The organism is Dyella sp. AtDHG13, from assembly GCF_003201105.1.
GTDB lineage: Bacteria > Pseudomonadota > Gammaproteobacteria > Xanthomonadales > Rhodanobacteraceae > Dyella > Dyella jiangningensis_B.
The window spans coordinates 611,803-628,326 of the sequence record NZ_QICJ01000001.1 but is presented as its reverse complement, the minus strand read 5'-3'; the positions used below and the strand labels follow the sequence as shown (position 1 = coordinate 628,326).

Here is a 16,524-nt window from a genome sequence, read left to right as displayed (position 1 = left end):
CGGCGGGCCGGGCGCCTGTGGGGATGGTTTCAGAATGTTCCTATGCAATGGGCCGTGTAGCCGCCTGTACGATTTTGCCTAGACGTTCATCTTCCGTAGCTTTGCTGGGCCTTGCGCCACGCCATGCCGCGGGGAGCGTTGGCAAGCGCGACACCGCTGCTCCCCACGCAGCACGTATCAACAGACAGGGTCCCCTTGGGCTTCGATCAGGGGAGTCCCCCCCCTTTCTGCTCCGTTGAACAACCAGTCCCGCGTTCCCCATGACCTACGACTACATCATCGTTGGCGCCGGCTCTGCCGGTAGCATTCTTGCCGATCGCCTGAGCGAATCGCGGCGTCACACCGTGCTGGTGCTGGAGGCCGGGGGCAGGAACCGTTCCGCCGCGATCAGGCGGCCGGGCGACGCCGGCGGCTTGCCTCGCAACCCGGCGTACAACTGGATGTTCCGCTCCTCGCCGCAGTCCGGGCTGGGCGGGCGCACGCTGGATGCGCCGCGTGGCAAGGGGCTGGGTGGTTCTGGCGCCATCAACACGATGATCTACCTGCGCGGCCAGCCCCGCGATTTCGACGACTGGGCCGCGCAAGGCAATGTGGGCTGGTCGTGGCTGGACCTGCTGCCTTATTTCCGCAAGCTGGAAACGCACCCGCTGGGCAATACCGTGTATCACGGCGGCGACGGCCCCATCCGCGTCAGTCCCATGCAGGGCAGGGCCGCGCCTTCCTGCGACAGCTTCCTCGCCGGCTGCGCCGAGCTGGGCTATCCGCGGAACGATGATTTCAACGGCGCCGGTCTCGAGGGCGCCGGCATCTACGATCTGAACACCTCGCACGGCGAGCGCAGCCACAGTGGTGTCGTGCTCCGCGCGGCGATGAAGCGCGACAACGTGCACGCGGAAATCGATACCACCGTGCAGCACCTGCTTTTCGACGCGGAGAAAAGAGTGACCGGCGTACGGGTCCGGCAACATGGCACCCTGGTGGACTTCCACGCCAGACGCGAAGTCATCCTGGCTGCGGGCGCGGTGGGCTCGCCGCAGATCCTGGAGCTGTCCGGCATCGGCGATCTGTCGCGCCTGCGCGAACTGGGCGTGACCACCACGCATCATCTGCCCGCGGTGGGCGAAGGCCTGCAGGATCATCTGTGCGCGAGCTACGACTACGCGGCGCAGTCCGTCGACGGGCATCGCGCGTGGGCTCGCTTGAGGGATCGTATGTGCGGCATGCTGCGCCGAAGCGACGCGCGCCCGATGGACATCATCCAGGCGGGCGGATTCTTTCGCAGCGATGCGGCCGAGGCTACGCCGAACCTGCAGGTCTACTTCAATCCACTGCCGCGGCATGGGGATGGCAAGGCCGGCGTCGCGTCGCGTTCGCAACCGGCTTTCCGGCTCACCTTCAACGCATGCCGTCCAAGCAGCCGCGGCTCGGTGCACGTGGTTTCCCGCCACGCCGACGACGCGCCCCGCATCGATCCGAACTACCTGAGCACGGAAAAGGACATCAGGGAGGCCATCGAGGGCGGCCGCGTGATCCGGCGCATCATGCAGACCCGCGCGATGCGCGCCATCACCGCCAGCGAAACCCGGCCCGGCACGCAGGTGCAGGACGATGACGCCATGCTCGCGTACTTCCGCGAAACCAGCGATTCGGTGCACCACCTGTGCGGATCGTGCGCCATGGGGGCCGATCCTTCCCGTTCCGTGGTGGACCGTTTCCTGCGCGTGCATGGGCTGCGTGGCTTGCGCGTGGTTGACGCCTCGGTGTTCCCGAACATCACCTCGGGCACCATCAATGCCGCCGCGATGGTGGTGGCGGAGAAGGGCGCCTCGCTGATCCTGCGCGAAGCCGCCTGAGCGCGGCGGCGCGGCGCGCCCGCGGGGGCGGTTTCAGCGGAAATCGCCGAAAAATCCCTTGTCCGGCGCTGGTTTGCGCATGTTGCCCAGCGACGTGACCGGAGGTGGAGGTCATGGCTAGAATGGCTGACTCCCTAGCCCGTCTCCGGAATTTCTATGGCTTCCCGTTTGAACCCGTTGGATCTCTACGACGTTCGTTCCCTGCTGACCGACGAAGAGCGCATGGTGCAGGACTCCGTCGGCCGCTTCGTCGACGAGCGCGTGCTGCCGATCATCGGGGATTGCTTCGACCAGGGCCGCTTTCCCAAGGAACTGATTCCGGAGATCGCCAGCCTGGGCCTGCTGGGTGCCACCCTTCCCGAGAAATACGGCTGCGCCGGCATGAACGGCGTCAGCTACGGCCTGATCTGCCAGGAGCTGGAACGTGGCGATTCGGGCCTGCGCAGCTTCGCCTCGGTGCAGAGCTCGCTGTGCATGTACCCCATCTACGCCTACGGCACGGAAGAGCAGAAGATGCACTACCTGCCCAAGATGGCGGCGGGCGAGATCATCGGCTGCTTTGGCCTTACCGAGCCGCACGGCGGTTCCGACCCGGCCAACATGAAGACCCACGCGAAGAAGGACGGCGGCGACTGGGTCATCAACGGCGCCAAGATGTGGATCACCAACGGCAATGTCGCGAACATCGCCATCGTGTGGGCGCAGACCGAGGACGGCATCCAGGGCTTCATCGTGCCCACCGACAGCAAGGGCTTCACCGCGCAGGAAGTGCACAAGAAGATGAGCCTGCGTGCGTCGATCACTTCCGCGCTGTTCTTCGACAACGTGCGCGTGCCGGAAGCCAATCGCCTGCCGAACGTGAAGGGCCTCAAGGGTCCGCTGGGCTGCCTCACGCAGGCGCGCTACGGCATCACCTGGGGCCCGATCGGCGCCGCGCAGGCCTGCCTGCAGGAAGTGCTCAACTACACGCAGGAGCGCATCCTGTTCGGCCGCCCGCTGGCCTCCAACCAGGCCATCCAGATCAAGATGGCCGAGATGGCCCGCCGCATCACCATGGCGCAGCTGCTCTCGCTGCAGCTCGGCCGCCTGAAGGATGCCGGCACCATGCAGCCGACCCAGGTGTCGCTGGCCAAGTGGAACAACTGCCGCATGGCCATCGACATCGCGCGCGAGTGCCGCGACATCCTCGGCGGTGCTGGCATTACCACCGAGCACGTCGCCATCCGCCACGCGCTGAACCTGGAATCGGTGATCACCTATGAAGGCACCGAGACGGTGCACCAGCTGGTGGTGGGGCGTGAGTTGACGGGGATCAACGCGTTTTGAGCATGTCTCCACGATTTCAGTGGGGCAGGTAGTTCCTCACCGTCATTCCTGCGAACCCCGCAAAAGGGCGGGAGGCGATTTTCAACAGCCGAAGGGCTGGTCATCCAGCGCCTATGCCTTGGCGTGAAAGTCACTGGATCCCCGCTTTCGCGGGGATGACGGTGAAGGAGGCCGGTCGATGAGGTTTGGATTCATTCCATGAACTGGCAAGACATCCGCATCGAAACCGAACGCCTCGTGCTTCGCCCACCGCAGGCCGAGGATTTCGACGGCTGGGCCGCCAACATGGCCGATGCCGAATCCGCGCGCTTCATCGGCGGCCTGCAGCCGCGTGCCGTGGCGTGGCGCGGTTTCCTCACCATGGTTGGCTCGTGGGCCATCCAGGGCTTCGGCATGTTCTCGGTGATCGAGAAAAGCAGCGGGCGGTGGATCGGCCGCATGGGCCCGTGGTTTCCCGAAGGCTGGCCGGGCCGCGAAGTCGGCTGGGGGCTCGCGCGTCACGCGTGGGGCAAGGGTTATGCGAGGGAAGGCGCCGAGGCATGCATGGACTTCGCGTTCGATCACCTCGGCTGGGACGAGGTGATCCACAGCATCGATCCCGCCAATGCACCCTCGCAGGCGCTGGCCGTCAAGCTGGGCTCGCGCCTGCGCGGCCCTGGCCGTTTGCCGGAACCTTTCCAGGACGTGCCCATCGAGATCTGGGGACAGACGCGCGACGAATGGAAGCGGCGCGCATGAGCCACGTGACGCCCGCGCTGTACGCGACGCTCGCCGAGATCGTGCCCGAGCTGCACGTGCATTGCCTCGAACCCTGGTGCGTGATCGGCAGCGCGGCGGCCTTGCTGGCCGGTGCCGACGTGGGCGTGGCGGACGTGGACCTGCTCACCTCGCGCGAGGATGCCGAGCGCCTGATGGCGCTGTGGAGCGACCGTCGCGAGCATGTCTACGAGCCAGCCGGCGCCGAACGTTTCCGCTCACACTTCGCGCGCTTCCGCTTTCCTGGCCTGCCTGTCGAAGTGATGGGCGGGCTGGAGCTCAACCAGGGCGATGGCTGGAAGCCGGTGAGGGCGGGGCGGCTGACGCTCGCGGGCCTGAACGGGCTCGCCGTGCCGGTGCCTTCGGTCGAGGATCAGATACGTATTCTTGAGAGCTTTGGGCGGGAGAAAGATGTGCGTCGCGCTTCAGTGCTGCGCGCTTTGGCCTCCTCTCCCCTGCGGGGAGAGGATTGAGGTGAGTCCCGAAAAGGGGATAAAGGGCGGGGGCTCGCGATGAGTTTGCTACGAAGTACGCTTCGCACGCTTCGATCCAGCGCGTTCGCAAGATTGACCCCTCACCCCGACCCTCTCCCCGGAGGGGAGAGGGAGCAGATCGCCGCCCGCCTGAATCATCACGCACACCATACTGGCGCGTGCGCCACCCCCAACCCAATAATCCCCTGATTGCCGCCTTGCGGCCGTTCGTTGACGAGACACCATGACCGCCATCCCGTATTCCCTCACGGCACGCCACAAGGGTTTCAATCGCGCCGAGATCGTCGATCAGAACTTCACCGAGTTCGTGCAGCTCTGGCAGGGCGAGGTGCTGCCGCCGCGCGGCGACCATGCGCCGGTGCTGCCGGGCAGCGCGTTGAACGCGCAAGGTTTCCGCGAGCTGCTCGAATCGCAGCTGATCAGCCGCCACCTGGACCTGATGGCGCGCGTGCTGCGCGTGCAGAACAAGGTGTTCTACACCATCGGCTCCAGCGGGCACGAAGGCAATGCGATGGTGGCGCGCCTCACGCGCCATACCGATCCCGCCTTCCTGCATTACCGTTCCGGCGGCTTCATGGCCGAGCGTTTCCGCAAGCTGCCGGGCATGGATCCGGTGATGGATTCGGCGCTGTCGTTCGCCGCCAGCATGGAAGATCCGGCCTCCGGTGGCCGCCACAAGGTGTGGGGCAGCAAGCCGCTGTGGGTGTTGCCGCAGACGTCCACCATCGCCTCGCATCTGCCCAAGGCGCTGGGCACGGCCGTGGCCATCGAGCAGGCGCGCCGCATCGGCCACAAGCTGCCGATTCCCGAAGACAGCATCGCCATCTGCTCGTTCGGCGATGCCTCGTCCAACCACGCCACCGCGCAGACGGCGTTCAACGCGGCCGCATGGACGGCCTACCAGAAGCTGCCCGCACCCGTGCTCTACGTGTGCGAGGACAACGGCATCGGCATTTCGGTGAAGACGCCGAACGGCTGGGTGGCGAACAACTTCCGCCATCGCGCCGACCTCGATTATTTCTACGCGGACGGCCTGGATCTGGCGGAAGGCTACGCCCAGGTGCAGGAGGCGGTGGAGCACTGCCGCAGCACGCGCCGCCCGACCTTTCTGCATCTGCGCACCACGCGCGTGATGGGCCACGCCGGCACCGATTTCGAGATCGAATGGCGCAGCGTGGAAGAACTGTTCGCCGTCGAGTCCACCGATCCGCTGCTGCGTTCGGCGGACATCGCTCTGTCCTCGGGCTTGTACACCAAGGAATCGTTGCTGGCGCTGTACGAAGCCACGCGCAAGCGCTGCTTCGAGGCCGCCGAAGAGGCGGATCGGCGCCCGCGCCTGACCACGCTGGAGCAGGTAATGAAGCCGCTGGCGCCGTATACGCCGGCGGCGGTGAAGGCCGAAGCCGAGCGCACGGATTACCAGGATCGCCGCCTCGCGGCCTTCGGTAGCGAGGACAAGCTGCCGGAGAACCAGCCGCCGCGCCATCTGGCCATCCAGATCGGCCAGGCGCTGCACGACATCATGGCGAAGTATCCCGAATCGCTGCTGTTCGGCGAGGACGTGGCGCAGAAGGGCGGTGTGTACACCGTCACCAAGGGCTTGCAGAAAACCTTCAAGGGCAGCCGCGTGTTCAACACGCTGCTGGATGAAACCATCATCCTGGGCCTGGCGCAGGGTTACGCCAACATGGGCATGCTGCCGCTGCCGGAGATCCAGTACCTGGCGTACTTCCACAACGCCTGCGACCAGATCCGCGGCGAGGCGGCGTCGCTGCAGTTCTTCTCCAACGACCAGTACCGCAACCCCATCGTGATGCGCGTGGCCAGCCTGGGTTACCAGAAGGGTTTCGGCGGGCACTTCCATAACGACAACTCCATCGCGGCGCTACGCGACATTCCGGGCCTGGTGGTGGGGTGCCCCAGCCGTGGCGACGACGCGGCGACCATGCTGCGCACGATGACGGCGCTGGCCAAGGTGGACGGCCGCGTCTGCGCGTATCTCGAGCCCATCGCGCTGTACATGACCAAGGACCTGTACGAAGCCGGCGACGGCCAGTGGCAGTTCGCCTATCCCGCGCCGGGCGAGGCCATGCCGCTGGGCGAAGGCCGCGTCTATAACCAAGACGCGAACGACCTGGTGGTGCTCACCTTTGGCAACGGCGTGCCGATGTCGCTGCGCGCGGCGAAGATCATCGAAGCGGAGCTCGGCTGGAAGGTGCGCGTGGTCGACCTGCGCTGGCTCGCGCCTCTGAACGATAACTTCATCGCGGCGCAGGCAAAGTCCGCCAAGCGCATCATCGTGCTGGACGAAGGCCGCCGCAGCGCCGGCGTGGGCGAGGGCGTCATCACTGCCATCGTGGAAGGCGGCTGTGGCGCCACGCCGCTGGAACGCGTGGTGGGTGCCGACACCTACACGCCGCTGGCCGGCGCCGCCCTGCTGGTGTTGCCGGGCGATGCCGACGTGGTGGCCGCGGCCCGCAAGCTGGCCTGACCGGCGGCAAGGCGGCGCTGCCCAGGCGGCGTCGCCTCCCGGCCCCGGCGATGCGCACCGTCACCATCGGAGGTTTTCATGCGTCATCGTTCCATCGTCGTCCTGGGCCTGCTGCTTGCCTGCACCGCGTGTTCGCAGCAGCACGAAGGCAACGCGCCGACCTCGGGCGCGCCATCCGCACCTTCCACCGCCGCTCCCGCGCTGGCGACCACCTCCAGCACTCCCAGTGGCCTGACCTATCTCTACGACCTGATGCAGCGCCCGGATTTTTCCACGGCGTTCGCGGCCTTGTCCGGCGCCGACCAGTTGCCCGCATGGGCGAAGCAGGGCGGCGTGGCGACGCCCGCGCAGCAGGTCGTGCTGGACGGCCACACGCTGCTGCTCGCCGCGGCGTGCAAGCCGCACGACTGTCCCTCGGAACGCATACTGATCCTCTACGACGAGAGTACGCACGCCATGTCCGGCCTGTTCGCGCGGCGCAAGCCCAGCGCAGCGAACGATGCGGACAGCAACGATCCGGCCAACGATGACCTGCTCTGGCTAGGCTCGCCGGACCAGCGATCGAAGCAGTTGCTGCATCACATGCTCTACTCGCCGAACTGACCGCTCAGCGGCGCGGGGCGCGCAGCCGCCACCATTCCGCCATGCCGAGGCACACCGCGAGCCACGCCATGCCGCTCGCATAGCCGGCCATGACGTCGCTGAAATAGTGCACCTGCAGCACGATGCGGCTGAGGCCGATCACGCCGATCATCGCGACGGCGGCGGCAATGACCCAGCGATGCCATCGATGCGGCAGCCGCTGCAGCAGCACATAGGCCAGCATGCCGTAGAACACGATGGCGCCGAAGGCGTGTCCGCTGGGAAAGCTCCAGCCGTGTTCGACCATGTAGCCGTCCAGCGGGCGAGGGCGCTGGAACATCGCCTTCAGGCCGCTGTTGATGGGCACGATGCCGGCCATGGCGACGGCCCAGCACGTGGCCAGCCGCACGTGCCGGCGCAGCAGGAGCACGGCGAGCACCAGCACGCTCGCCGCCGCGACCGAACCGAGGTCGCCGGCATGGGATACCGCCGCCACCAGCCGCAGCACACCGGGTTGCATGCTGGCGTGCAGATCCTTGGCCAGCGACTGGTCGAACGCCGGCAGCCAGCGCGTGGCTTCCTCGTTCAGCGCTACGGCAATCGCGGCGAACAACAGGCCCATCGATAGCAGGAGCAGCGCCGCCGTGACGCCGCGCACCGCCACGGGTTGCCCGCCGGCCGCCGCGGTCTTCCTGCCGTGCCGGCGATTCCATTGCCACGCCACGTCGCCCACGACGAGCGTCGCCATCAGCAGGGCCGCCCACACGGGCAGCGCGTGGGTGGCGATCCATTCGGCCAGATCGTTCATGCCAGCTCCTGTATGCAAGGCTGCATGATCCGTGCTGCGGCGCATCGCGTCGAGACGGCTGGGGCATGACCTTCAGTGCTGGATCAGCCGGGGCTTTGCCGCGATAGTGTGGACTTTTGCCGTTGCGGAGTTGCCGAATGTTTCTGCGAACCCTTTCCCCGCGCGTGGCGGGCTGTTGCGCGCTGCTGTTCCTGACGGCGCCGGTATGGGCACAGACTGCGCCAGCCGCCGCGACGCCCGTCGTTGTGGCGAGTCAGGCGCAACCCGCGTTGCCGGCGCAGCTGCAGGATTTCTCCGCCTACGTGGACAGCGTGCGCAAGCAGTTCGACGTGCCGGGCATCGCCGTGGCCATCGTCAAGGATGGTCAGGTGGTGCTGGAGCAGGGCTATGGCCTGCGCGAACTGGGCAAGCCCGAAGCGGTGGACGCACGCACGCGCTTCGCCATCGCCTCCAACACGAAGGCCTTCACCGCTGCCGCGCTGCAGATGCTGGCCGAGGAAGGCAAGCTCAACATGGACGATCGCGTGATCGACCATCTGCCGTGGTTCCAGATGTCCGACCCTTACGTGACGCGCGAAATGCGCATCCGCGACCTGCTGGCGCATCGCAGCGGCCTGGGCCTGGGCGCGGGCGACCTGCTGTACTGGCCGCCCACCTCGTATTCCACCAAGGACGTGGTGCAGCGCCTGCGCAACGTGCCGCTCGCCACCAGCTTCCGCAGTGCCTATGCCTACGACAACATCCTGTTCGCGGTGGCGACGCTGGTGATCGAGCAGGTGTCGGGCCAGAGCTACGCGGATTTCATTTCCCAGCGCATCTTCAAGCCGGTCGGCATGGACGAATCGCTGATCGACATGTCGCAGCTCAAGCCCGGCATGGACGTGGCCATGGGTCACGCCAAGTTCAACTTCACCGAGCTGAAACCGGTGCCGCCCATGGCGTGGTCGAACAACTCCGGCGCCGGCGGCATCTACGCCAGCGTGCACGACATGGCCAAGTGGATGAACGTGCAGCTCGCTGGCGGCAAGCTGCCCGACGGCAAGCCGTTGTTCTCCGAGGGCAGCCAGAAGCAGATGTGGTCCATGCTCACGCCGATGAAGATTTCCGAGCCGCCCGTGCCGGAACTCAAGGCCACCCGTCCCAACTTCGCGGGCTACGGCGAAGGCTGGTTCCTCTCCGATTACCAGGGCCAGCGCCTGGTGTGGCACACGGGCGGCTGGCCGGGCATGGTGTCGCGCGTCACCCTGGTGCCGGAGCTCAAGCTCGGCGTGGTGGTGCTGACCAACCAGGAATCCGGCGCGGCGTTCAACGCGGTCACTTATCGCGTGCTCGATGCGTATCTGGGCAAGGACAAGACCGACTGGGTGGGCGCGTATGCCGCCGCGGTGAAGAAGTCCGAAGGCAACGCCGACGACAGCTGGAAAAAGCATGAGGCGGCGCGCGACAGGAACGGCAAGCCGTCGTTGCCGCTGTCGGGATACGCCGGTACGTTCCGCGATCCGTGGTACGGCGACATCGTGGTGAGCCAGCAGGGCGGCAAGCTGCGCATGGCGTTCTCCAAGACGGCGCAGCTGGTGGGCACCATGACGCCGTGGCAGCACGACACCTTCATCGTGCGCTGGGACGATCGCGCGCTCAATGCTGACGCCTTCGTCAGCTACGCGCTGGATGCCGACGGCAAGGTGCGCGAGGTGCGCATGCAGCCGGTGTCGCCGCTGACGGATTTCAGCTTCGACTTCCAGGACCTGCGCCTCGCGCCGGTCAAGCAGGACAAGCCCTGACCAACAGCAGGGGCGCCGCGGCGAGACGCTGCCTATAGTGGCGGCGTCCCCACCAAGGAGCGGTATCCCATGAAGCAGCTTGTCGCAGGCGTGCTGTGCCTGTCGTTTGCCGGTGCGAGCCTGGCCGCGTCGCCCGCCTGCCATTACGGCGTGTACGGCGAAACCGGCAAGCCGCCCGTGGTGATCTCCAACCCGACCGGCAACGGCGCGCAAGCGCCGGAGCGCTACACCTTTCTCGATGGCCGGCGCGGCGACGTCAACGCCGCCGACGGCCCCGTGCGCTGCGCGCAGGGCGTGGTGAGCGTGCGGCAGGACGATGGCCGCTACGCGGCGCAACCGCAGTGGGCCCTGCGCGAGACGCCAACGCGCTTCAAGAGCCACGGCGCGGAACTGGCCGGCGTGCTGATCGAGCCCGCGCAGCCGAACGGCAAGCCGCCGCTGGTGGTCTTCGTGCATGGTTCGGAGAAGACGCCGGGCATCGGTGGCTACTACCCGTATATGTTCGCCGCGCAGGGCCTGGCCGTGTTCGCCTTTGACAAGCGCGGCACCGGCGCCTCCGAAGGCGACTACACGCAGCACTTCGAACTGCTGGCCGAGGACGCCGCCGCCGCGATGGAGCAGGCGCGCAAGCTGGCTGGTGGGCGCGTGTCGCGCACGGGTTTCTTCGGCGGCAGCCAGGGCGGCTGGGTGGCGCCGCGCGCGGCGGCGCTTGCGCATGCCGATTTCGTCGAGGTGGGCTTTGGCCTGGCGATGACGCCGCTGGAGGAAGACCAGCAGCAGGCCGTGGTGGAGATGCAGGAGAAGGGCTACGACGCAGCTGCCATCGCCCGCGTGCGCGAAGTCACCGATGCAACCGGGGCCGTGATGGCCTCGCACTTCACGTCGGGCTTCGAGCAGCTTGCCGCAGTGAAGCGCAAGTTCGCCAACGAGCCCTGGCTGCACAGCATCGAGGGCGAATACACCGGCGAACTGCTGGCGGAAGACGAGGCAGACCTGCGCCGCACCGGCGCGCCGCGCTACGACAATCTCAACATCGACTGGCATTACGACGCCGTCGCGGCGCTGCGCGCCCTGGACATTCCCCAGCTCTGGGTGCTGGCCGGCGAGGACCGCGACGCGCCCGAGGCGCTGACCCGCGAACGCCTGACCGCGCTCAAGCGCGAAGGCAAGCCCATCGATCTTTACGTGTACCCGCATACCGACCACGGCATGTACGAGTTCACCCAGGATGCGGATGGCACCCGCCATGTCACGCGCATCACGGACGGCTATTTCCGCCTGCTCGCGGACTGGATCCGCCAGAGCGACAAGCCGCCGTACGGGACGGGCCAGCGCATCCCGTAACGCAGGCGCCGGGAGGGATGGACATTCGCTCCGCTTGGCACGAAGGTTCGCCTACCAAGGGGAACACCATAGGGAGTCCAACATGCCGTCGCATCGCCTGACGCTTTCCACGCTGCTGTGCCTGGGGCTTGCCGCCGCCGGCTGCTCGCCGGTCGACCATCCCGCCGCTTCGGCCTCGCGGGACTTGCACGTCGACCTCGGTGCGCCGGGCACGGATGCGGCCTCGGGCCGACTGCTGATCTTCGTGGAAAGCGCGAAGGACGCCGAGGCCGGCACCAAGGACGGCAAGGTCACCGAGGTCGACACCGACATCCTCGATCCGTCCAAGGTCACGGTGATCGGCAAGGAAGTGGGCCATCTCGCGCCAGGGCAGGGCGTGGACGTTCACGCCGATGCGATGAGCTATCCGCAACCCGTCACGCAGCTGCCGGCCGGCGACTACTACGTGCAGGCCGTGCTCGATGCCGACCACAGCTACAACTACACCGGCCGCGGCGCGGGCGACATCGTCAGCAACGTGGTCAAGCTGCACTGGCCGAGCGCTTCGGCATCCACCTTGACGCTGCAAAGCGTATTGCCGAAAGAGGCCTCGTGGACGCTGCCGCCTTCGGCGCCGCAGGCCATCCGCGATGGCGCGGCCGAGGCGCGCAAGCATGTGGAGGACATCGACTTCACCAGCCCCGCGCTCACCGCGTTCTGGGGCAGGCCCATCCACATGCGCGGTTTCGTGCTGCTGCCGCCGGGCTATGACGCCAAGGCTGGCGACACCTATCCGGTCGTCTACGTCACGCACGGCTTTGGCGGTGGGCTGAATCATTTTCCCAGCGGTATCACCGGCACCTGGCTGGCGATGTCCAAGGGCGACATGCCGCCGATGATCTGGGTGTACCTGGACGAATCCTCGCCCACCGGCACGCACGAGTTCGCCGACTCGGTGAACAATGGCCCGTGGGGACAAGCGCTCACCGAGGAGCTGATCCCGCACCTGGAATCGAGCTATCGCATGGATGCGCGCGTGTCCGGCCGCTTCCTCAATGGCCATTCCTCCGGCGGCTGGGCGACGCTGTGGCTGCAGACGCGCTATCCCAAGGTATTCGGCGGCACCTGGTCCACGTCGCCCGATCCCAGCGATTTCCATGACTTCACCGGCGTCGACCTGTACGCGCCGCACGCCAACGTGTACCGCAAGGCGGACGGTTCGGCCTATCCGCTGGTGCGCGACAAGGGCAAGGTGCTGGCCACCTTCCAGCAGTTCGCTCAGCTGGAACGCGTGCTGGGCAGCTACGGCGGACAGCTGGCGTCGTTCGAGTGGGTGTTTTCGCCGCGCGGCAAGGACGGCCGTCCGCTGCCCATGTTCGACCGCGATACCGGCGACGTGGACGCAAGCGTCGTCGCCTATTGGCGCGACCACTACGACATCGCCCACCGCCTGCAGGACAACTGGCCCGCGCTTGCGCCGGACCTGGACGGCAAGATCCACCTGATCGTCGGCACGGCCGACACCTTCTACCTCGACGGTGCCGCGCATCGCCTGAAGGATGCGCTGGACGGACTGCACGCGCGTTCGGACATCCGCTTCCTGCCCGACAAGACCCATTTCGACCTGTATGCGGTCGGCAACGATCGCACCGCCTTGCTCAAGAAGATCGCGTGGGAGATGTACGCGGTGGCGCGCCCGCAATCGACGCTGAAGCGCGCCGCGGCACCCTAGCCTTAAGTCATAGGCCATCCGTAAGGGGCTTCGCTCGCGAGGCCCCTTTTTGCGAAGCACATCACATTTTTCGGCCGTCAATGGATCGAGCGCCGGCCACCTGAATCGATCCACGTCGGAATCTCACGAAACTCACAAAAGCCCCGGATTTTCCGCGCAAATACTCCCCTCAAGGCGATCTCTCCCGCGCCGATATCCCACAGCGAAGGGGAGGACGCACAACGGTTTGCCGGCTGCGGCCCAGCGGGATGCTGGGAGCGCCGTCGCGTGCCTTTGTGTCGTTGGAGCAACGCATCCGATGCCTCTCCCGCATCGCTTCCGCCGGAAGTGTTTTGTCTGCGTTCTTGCCAACGATGGAGAGGGGCCATGGGTAAAGAGACACCGGATATCCAGCTTGAGCCGCACGAGCTGCGTGCGGTCAACGAAGCGCTCAACAAGGTTCAGGCCGTGATCGAGTTCGACCTTAAAGGGAAGATCCTTCACGCCAACGACAATTTCCTCGATGCGCTCGGCTACACGCTGGAAGACATCCGTGGCCAGCACCACCGCATCTTCTGCGAGCCGGCGTATGCGGCCAGCGCGGAATACAAGAAATTCTGGGAGAAGCTGGGCAAGGGCGTGCTCGATCGCGGCGAATACAAGCGCATCGCCGGCGACGGCCGCGAAGTGTGGATCAACGCCTCGTACAACCCGGTGTTCGACGAGAGCGGCAAGCCCTACAAGGTGGTGAAGTTCGCCACCGACGTCACCGCCTCCCGCCAGCAGAAGGCCGAGTTCGAAGGCATGGTCAACGCCATCGACAAGGCGCAGGCCATGATCGAGTTCGATCTGGACGGCCACGTGCTCAACGCCAACGACAACTTCCTCAAGGCGATGGGCTACGAACTGGACGAGATCAAGGGCCGCCATCACCGCATGTTCTGCGAAGAGGGCTACACGGCCAGCGCCGCCTATGCGGAGTTCTGGGCCAAGCTCAATCGCGGCGAGTTCGATGCGGGGCGCTACAAGCGGCTGGGCAAGGGCGGCCGCGTGATCTGGATCCAGGCCTCCTACAACCCGATCTACGACGGCAACGGCCGGCTGAACAAGGTGGTGAAATTCGCCACCGACGTCACCGTGCAGGTGGAGCTGGAAGAGAGCGTGAAACTGCGCGCCGCCGAGGACCAGCGCAAGGTCGAGGCGCTGCTCCGCACCGTGCGCAAGGCGGCGGAGGGCGACCTTACCGGCGAGGTGCGCGTGGAAGGCAGCGACCCCATCGACCAGCTCGCCGACGGCATCCAGCAGATGATGAGCGACCTGCGCGGCGTGATCGGCAAGGTCGTCGATTCGGCCAGCGGCTTCTCCGGCAGCTCGCAGGACATCGCCGGCCGCGCCAGCACGGTGGCGAGCGGCGCGCAGCTGCTGGGCGCCACCGTGGAAGAAATGAACGCCTCGATCGAGGAGCTCACCGCCTCGATCAACTCCATCGCCACCAACTCGCGCAGCGCCGACCAGCTCGCCAAGGACACGCACCAGGAAGCCGAGCGCGGCGCCAAGGCCATCGCCCGTTCCATCGAGGCGATGGAGCTGATCAACAAGTCGTCCGAAGACATCAGCGAGATCATCAAGGTGATCGGCGAGATCGCCAGCCAGACCAACCTGCTGGCGTTCAATGCCGCCATCGAGGCGGCGCGCGCCGGCGAACATGGCCTGGGCTTCTCGGTGGTTGCCGATGAGGTGCGCAAGCTGGCGGAGCGCTCCTCGCAGGCTACTAAGGAGATCTCCAAGCTCATCAACGAATCGGTGAAGCGCGTGACGCAGGGCAGCGAGATTTCCAAGCAGGCCGGCGAAGCCTTCGAGAAGATCGTCGCCGGCGTGGGCCGCACCACGCAGGCCATCTCCGAGATCTCTTGCGGCGCGGACGAGCAACTGGTGGCCGCACGCGAAGTCAGCACGGCGATCCAGCAGGTGGCCGAGGAAACCGAGAAATCGGCCGCGGCGTGCGACACCATCGCGCGTTCCACCACCTCGCTCACGCAGGGTGCCGATGAACTGAACCGCATGGTCCAGCGCTTCGTGGTCTGAGGATCGAGCCATGGAGATCGAGAGCGAGATCGATGTGGGCGTGCAGCGCGCCCTGCTGGACAAGGTGCGCCGCCATACCGGCATCCACATGGCGGACAGGAAATGGACCCTGCTGCAGGGGCGCCTGCGACGCCGCCTGCAGGCGCTGGAGCTCAGCCGCTACCGTGACTACCTCGCGGTGTTGGACGCGCAGCCGGAGGAAGTGGGCGCCTTCATCAACCTGGTGACCACCAACGAGACCTCGTTCTTCCGTACGCCACGCATCTGGGATCACTTCCGGCAGCAACTGCTGCCGGAATGGTTCCGGCAGCATCGCGGCGCCACCTTGCAGCTGTGGTCGGCGGCGGCCTCCACCGGTGAGGAGGCGTACTCCATGGCCATGCTGTGCGAGGAGTTTCGCGAGCATCATCCGGCGTTCAAGTATCAGATCCTGGCCACCGACATCGCCAGCCACGTGCTGGCCACGGGCAAGGCCGGGCATTACCAGGGCAAGAGCATCGAAGGCCTGCGGCGCACGCATCCGGAGCTGGCCGCCAAGTATTTCCAGCCCAGCGGCGAGGGCTACCTGGCGTCGCCGTCCCTGCGGGCGCACGTGCTGTTCCGTGAACACCATCTGCACAGGCGGCTGGATGGCGCGGCCCGTTTCGACATCGCCTTGCTGCGCAACGTCCTCATCTACTTCGACGAGGAAGGGCAGTGCAGCGTGTTGGAGAACGTGCACCGCGCGATGGCGCCGGGCGGCGTGCTCGTCATCGGCGAATCGGAATCGCTGACGCGGCTCAACGTGGGCTTCGAGTTCGAGCAGCCGCTGATCTACCGTCGCGGAGAGCGTGCGCATGCCTGATGGGCAGGACATCCAGGTGCGCATGTGCGAGGTGCGGATCGGCCGCGGCAACGACGTGCTGCGCGCCATCCTCGGCTCCTGCGTGGGCATCGGCTTGCTGTGGCGCCGCCGCGGCGTGTACGGCATGGCGCATTGCCTGCTGCCGGAGTCGCCGCACGGGCCGCCGGAGCAGGGTGCCAAGTACGTGACCGGCGCCATGCCTTCACTGCTGGCGATGATGGAGCTGGAGCGCCGGCAGCACGAGGAAGTGGAAGCCGTGGTGGCCGGCGGCGCATGCATGGTGCAGCACGCGAGCATGCCGCGGCACGGCCTGATCGGCGAGCAGAACGCGCGCATGGCGCAGCGCCTGCTCGCCGAAACCAGGATAAGGGTCGTGCATGTCGACGTGGGCGGCGACAGCGGTCGCCAGCTCGTGATCGATTGCGCGCAACACCAGTTCGCGGTCAAGACGATTGGCCGCACGACGTGAA

13 protein-coding genes are annotated in these 16,524 nt (G+C 66.5%); 12 read left to right on the top strand and 1 reads right to left on the bottom strand.

The genetic code is table 11. The annotated features are described in order from the left end of the window. Window positions 1–260: 260 nt before the first annotated feature. From BDW41_RS02710 to BDW41_RS02685, 6 genes are all read left to right on the top strand, one after another. Window positions 261–1,853 (top strand): GMC family oxidoreductase N-terminal domain-containing protein, encoded by a 1,593-nt coding sequence (locus tag BDW41_RS02710; protein ID WP_074547016.1) that lies wholly within the window; start codon window positions 261–263, stop codon window positions 1,851–1,853. 156 nt (window positions 1,854–2,009) lie between these two features. Continuing rightward, on the top strand, window positions 2,010–3,179 hold the full coding sequence (locus BDW41_RS02705) for an acyl-CoA dehydrogenase family protein (protein WP_074547017.1): 1,170 nt from the start codon (window positions 2,010–2,012) through the stop codon (window positions 3,177–3,179). Window positions 3,180–3,377: 198 nt separating this feature from the next. Beyond that, window positions 3,378–3,917 carry a GNAT family N-acetyltransferase gene (locus tag BDW41_RS02700; protein ID WP_074547018.1) on the top strand — a complete coding sequence of 180 codons (540 nt, stop codon included), beginning with the start codon at window positions 3,378–3,380 and terminating at the stop codon, window positions 3,915–3,917. Further along, window positions 3,914–4,408, top strand: a complete 495-nt coding sequence (locus BDW41_RS02695; RefSeq protein ID WP_074547316.1) for a hypothetical protein — start codon at window positions 3,914–3,916, stop codon at window positions 4,406–4,408. Before BDW41_RS02700 ends, BDW41_RS02695 begins: the two co-directional genes overlap by 4 nt. A 244-nt stretch (window positions 4,409–4,652) precedes the next feature. Then, window positions 4,653–6,920 carry a thiamine pyrophosphate-dependent enzyme gene (locus BDW41_RS02690; RefSeq protein ID WP_074547019.1) on the top strand — a complete coding sequence of 756 codons (2,268 nt, stop codon included), beginning with the start codon at window positions 4,653–4,655 and terminating at the stop codon, window positions 6,918–6,920. 78 nt (window positions 6,921–6,998) lie between these two features. Continuing rightward, window positions 6,999–7,523, top strand: a complete 525-nt coding sequence (locus tag BDW41_RS02685) for an Ivy family c-type lysozyme inhibitor (protein ID WP_074547020.1) — start codon at window positions 6,999–7,001, stop codon at window positions 7,521–7,523. 4 nt (window positions 7,524–7,527) lie between these two features. Here the strand turns inward: BDW41_RS02685 and BDW41_RS02680 are convergent, their stop codons facing one another. Further along, a complete protein-coding gene (locus BDW41_RS02680) occupies window positions 7,528–8,310 on the bottom strand; it encodes a phosphatase PAP2 family protein (RefSeq protein WP_074547021.1) in 783 nt (260 codons plus the stop codon). A 137-nt stretch (window positions 8,311–8,447) separates the two neighbouring features. Between BDW41_RS02680 and BDW41_RS02675 the strand changes: the two genes are divergently transcribed. The 6 genes from BDW41_RS02675 (at window position 8,448) to BDW41_RS02650 (ending at window position 16,523) form a co-directional block, all read left to right on the top strand. Continuing rightward, entirely contained in the window at window positions 8,448–10,091 is a 1,644-nt protein-coding gene (locus tag BDW41_RS02675; protein WP_199535252.1) for a serine hydrolase, read from the top strand. 69 nt (window positions 10,092–10,160) lie between these two features. Continuing rightward, the gene (locus BDW41_RS02670) at window positions 10,161–11,435 is read left to right on the top strand and encodes an alpha/beta hydrolase (RefSeq protein ID WP_074547022.1); all 1,275 of its coding nucleotides are present in this window, start codon (window positions 10,161–10,163) and stop codon (window positions 11,433–11,435) included. Between the two features lie 82 nt (window positions 11,436–11,517). Beyond that, window positions 11,518–13,146: an alpha/beta hydrolase-fold protein gene (locus BDW41_RS02665; protein WP_074547023.1), complete on the top strand. Its 1,629-nt coding sequence runs from the start codon at window positions 11,518–11,520 to the stop codon at window positions 13,144–13,146. A gap of 366 nt (window positions 13,147–13,512) precedes the next feature. Continuing rightward, window positions 13,513–15,210 (top strand): methyl-accepting chemotaxis protein, encoded by a 1,698-nt coding sequence (locus BDW41_RS02660; RefSeq protein ID WP_110301514.1) that lies wholly within the window; start codon window positions 13,513–13,515, stop codon window positions 15,208–15,210. 10 nt (window positions 15,211–15,220) lie between these two features. Next, entirely contained in the window at window positions 15,221–16,054 is an 834-nt protein-coding gene (locus tag BDW41_RS02655) for a protein-glutamate O-methyltransferase CheR (RefSeq protein ID WP_074547025.1), read from the top strand. Beyond that, window positions 16,047–16,523 carry a chemotaxis protein CheD gene (locus tag BDW41_RS02650; RefSeq protein ID WP_074547026.1) on the top strand — a complete coding sequence of 159 codons (477 nt, stop codon included), beginning with the start codon at window positions 16,047–16,049 and terminating at the stop codon, window positions 16,521–16,523. The genes BDW41_RS02655 and BDW41_RS02650 overlap by 8 nt, the downstream gene beginning before the upstream one ends. Window position 16,524: the final 1 nt, after the last annotated feature.

Coding starts and splice junctions, on each gene's coding strand:
- BDW41_RS02650 (WP_074547026.1), top strand. CDS start 16,047: ATGCCTGATGGGCAGGACATCCAGGTGCGCATGTGCGAGGTGCGGATC.
- BDW41_RS02695 (WP_074547316.1), top strand. CDS start 3,914: ATGAGCCACGTGACGCCCGCGCTGTACGCGACGCTCGCCGAGATCGTG.
- BDW41_RS02670 (WP_074547022.1), top strand. CDS start 10,161: ATGAAGCAGCTTGTCGCAGGCGTGCTGTGCCTGTCGTTTGCCGGTGCG.
- BDW41_RS02655 (WP_074547025.1), top strand. CDS start 15,221: ATGGAGATCGAGAGCGAGATCGATGTGGGCGTGCAGCGCGCCCTGCTG.
- BDW41_RS02700 (WP_074547018.1), top strand. CDS start 3,378: ATGAACTGGCAAGACATCCGCATCGAAACCGAACGCCTCGTGCTTCGC.
- BDW41_RS02665 (WP_074547023.1), top strand. CDS start 11,518: ATGCCGTCGCATCGCCTGACGCTTTCCACGCTGCTGTGCCTGGGGCTT.
- BDW41_RS02710 (WP_074547016.1), top strand. CDS start 261: ATGACCTACGACTACATCATCGTTGGCGCCGGCTCTGCCGGTAGCATT.
- BDW41_RS02675 (WP_199535252.1), top strand. CDS start 8,448: ATGTTTCTGCGAACCCTTTCCCCGCGCGTGGCGGGCTGTTGCGCGCTG.
- BDW41_RS02660 (WP_110301514.1), top strand. CDS start 13,513: ATGGGTAAAGAGACACCGGATATCCAGCTTGAGCCGCACGAGCTGCGT.
- BDW41_RS02680 (WP_074547021.1), bottom strand. CDS start 8,310: ATGAACGATCTGGCCGAATGGATCGCCACCCACGCGCTGCCCGTGTGG.
- BDW41_RS02705 (WP_074547017.1), top strand. CDS start 2,010: ATGGCTTCCCGTTTGAACCCGTTGGATCTCTACGACGTTCGTTCCCTG.
- BDW41_RS02690 (WP_074547019.1), top strand. CDS start 4,653: ATGACCGCCATCCCGTATTCCCTCACGGCACGCCACAAGGGTTTCAAT.
- BDW41_RS02685 (WP_074547020.1), top strand. CDS start 6,999: ATGCGTCATCGTTCCATCGTCGTCCTGGGCCTGCTGCTTGCCTGCACC.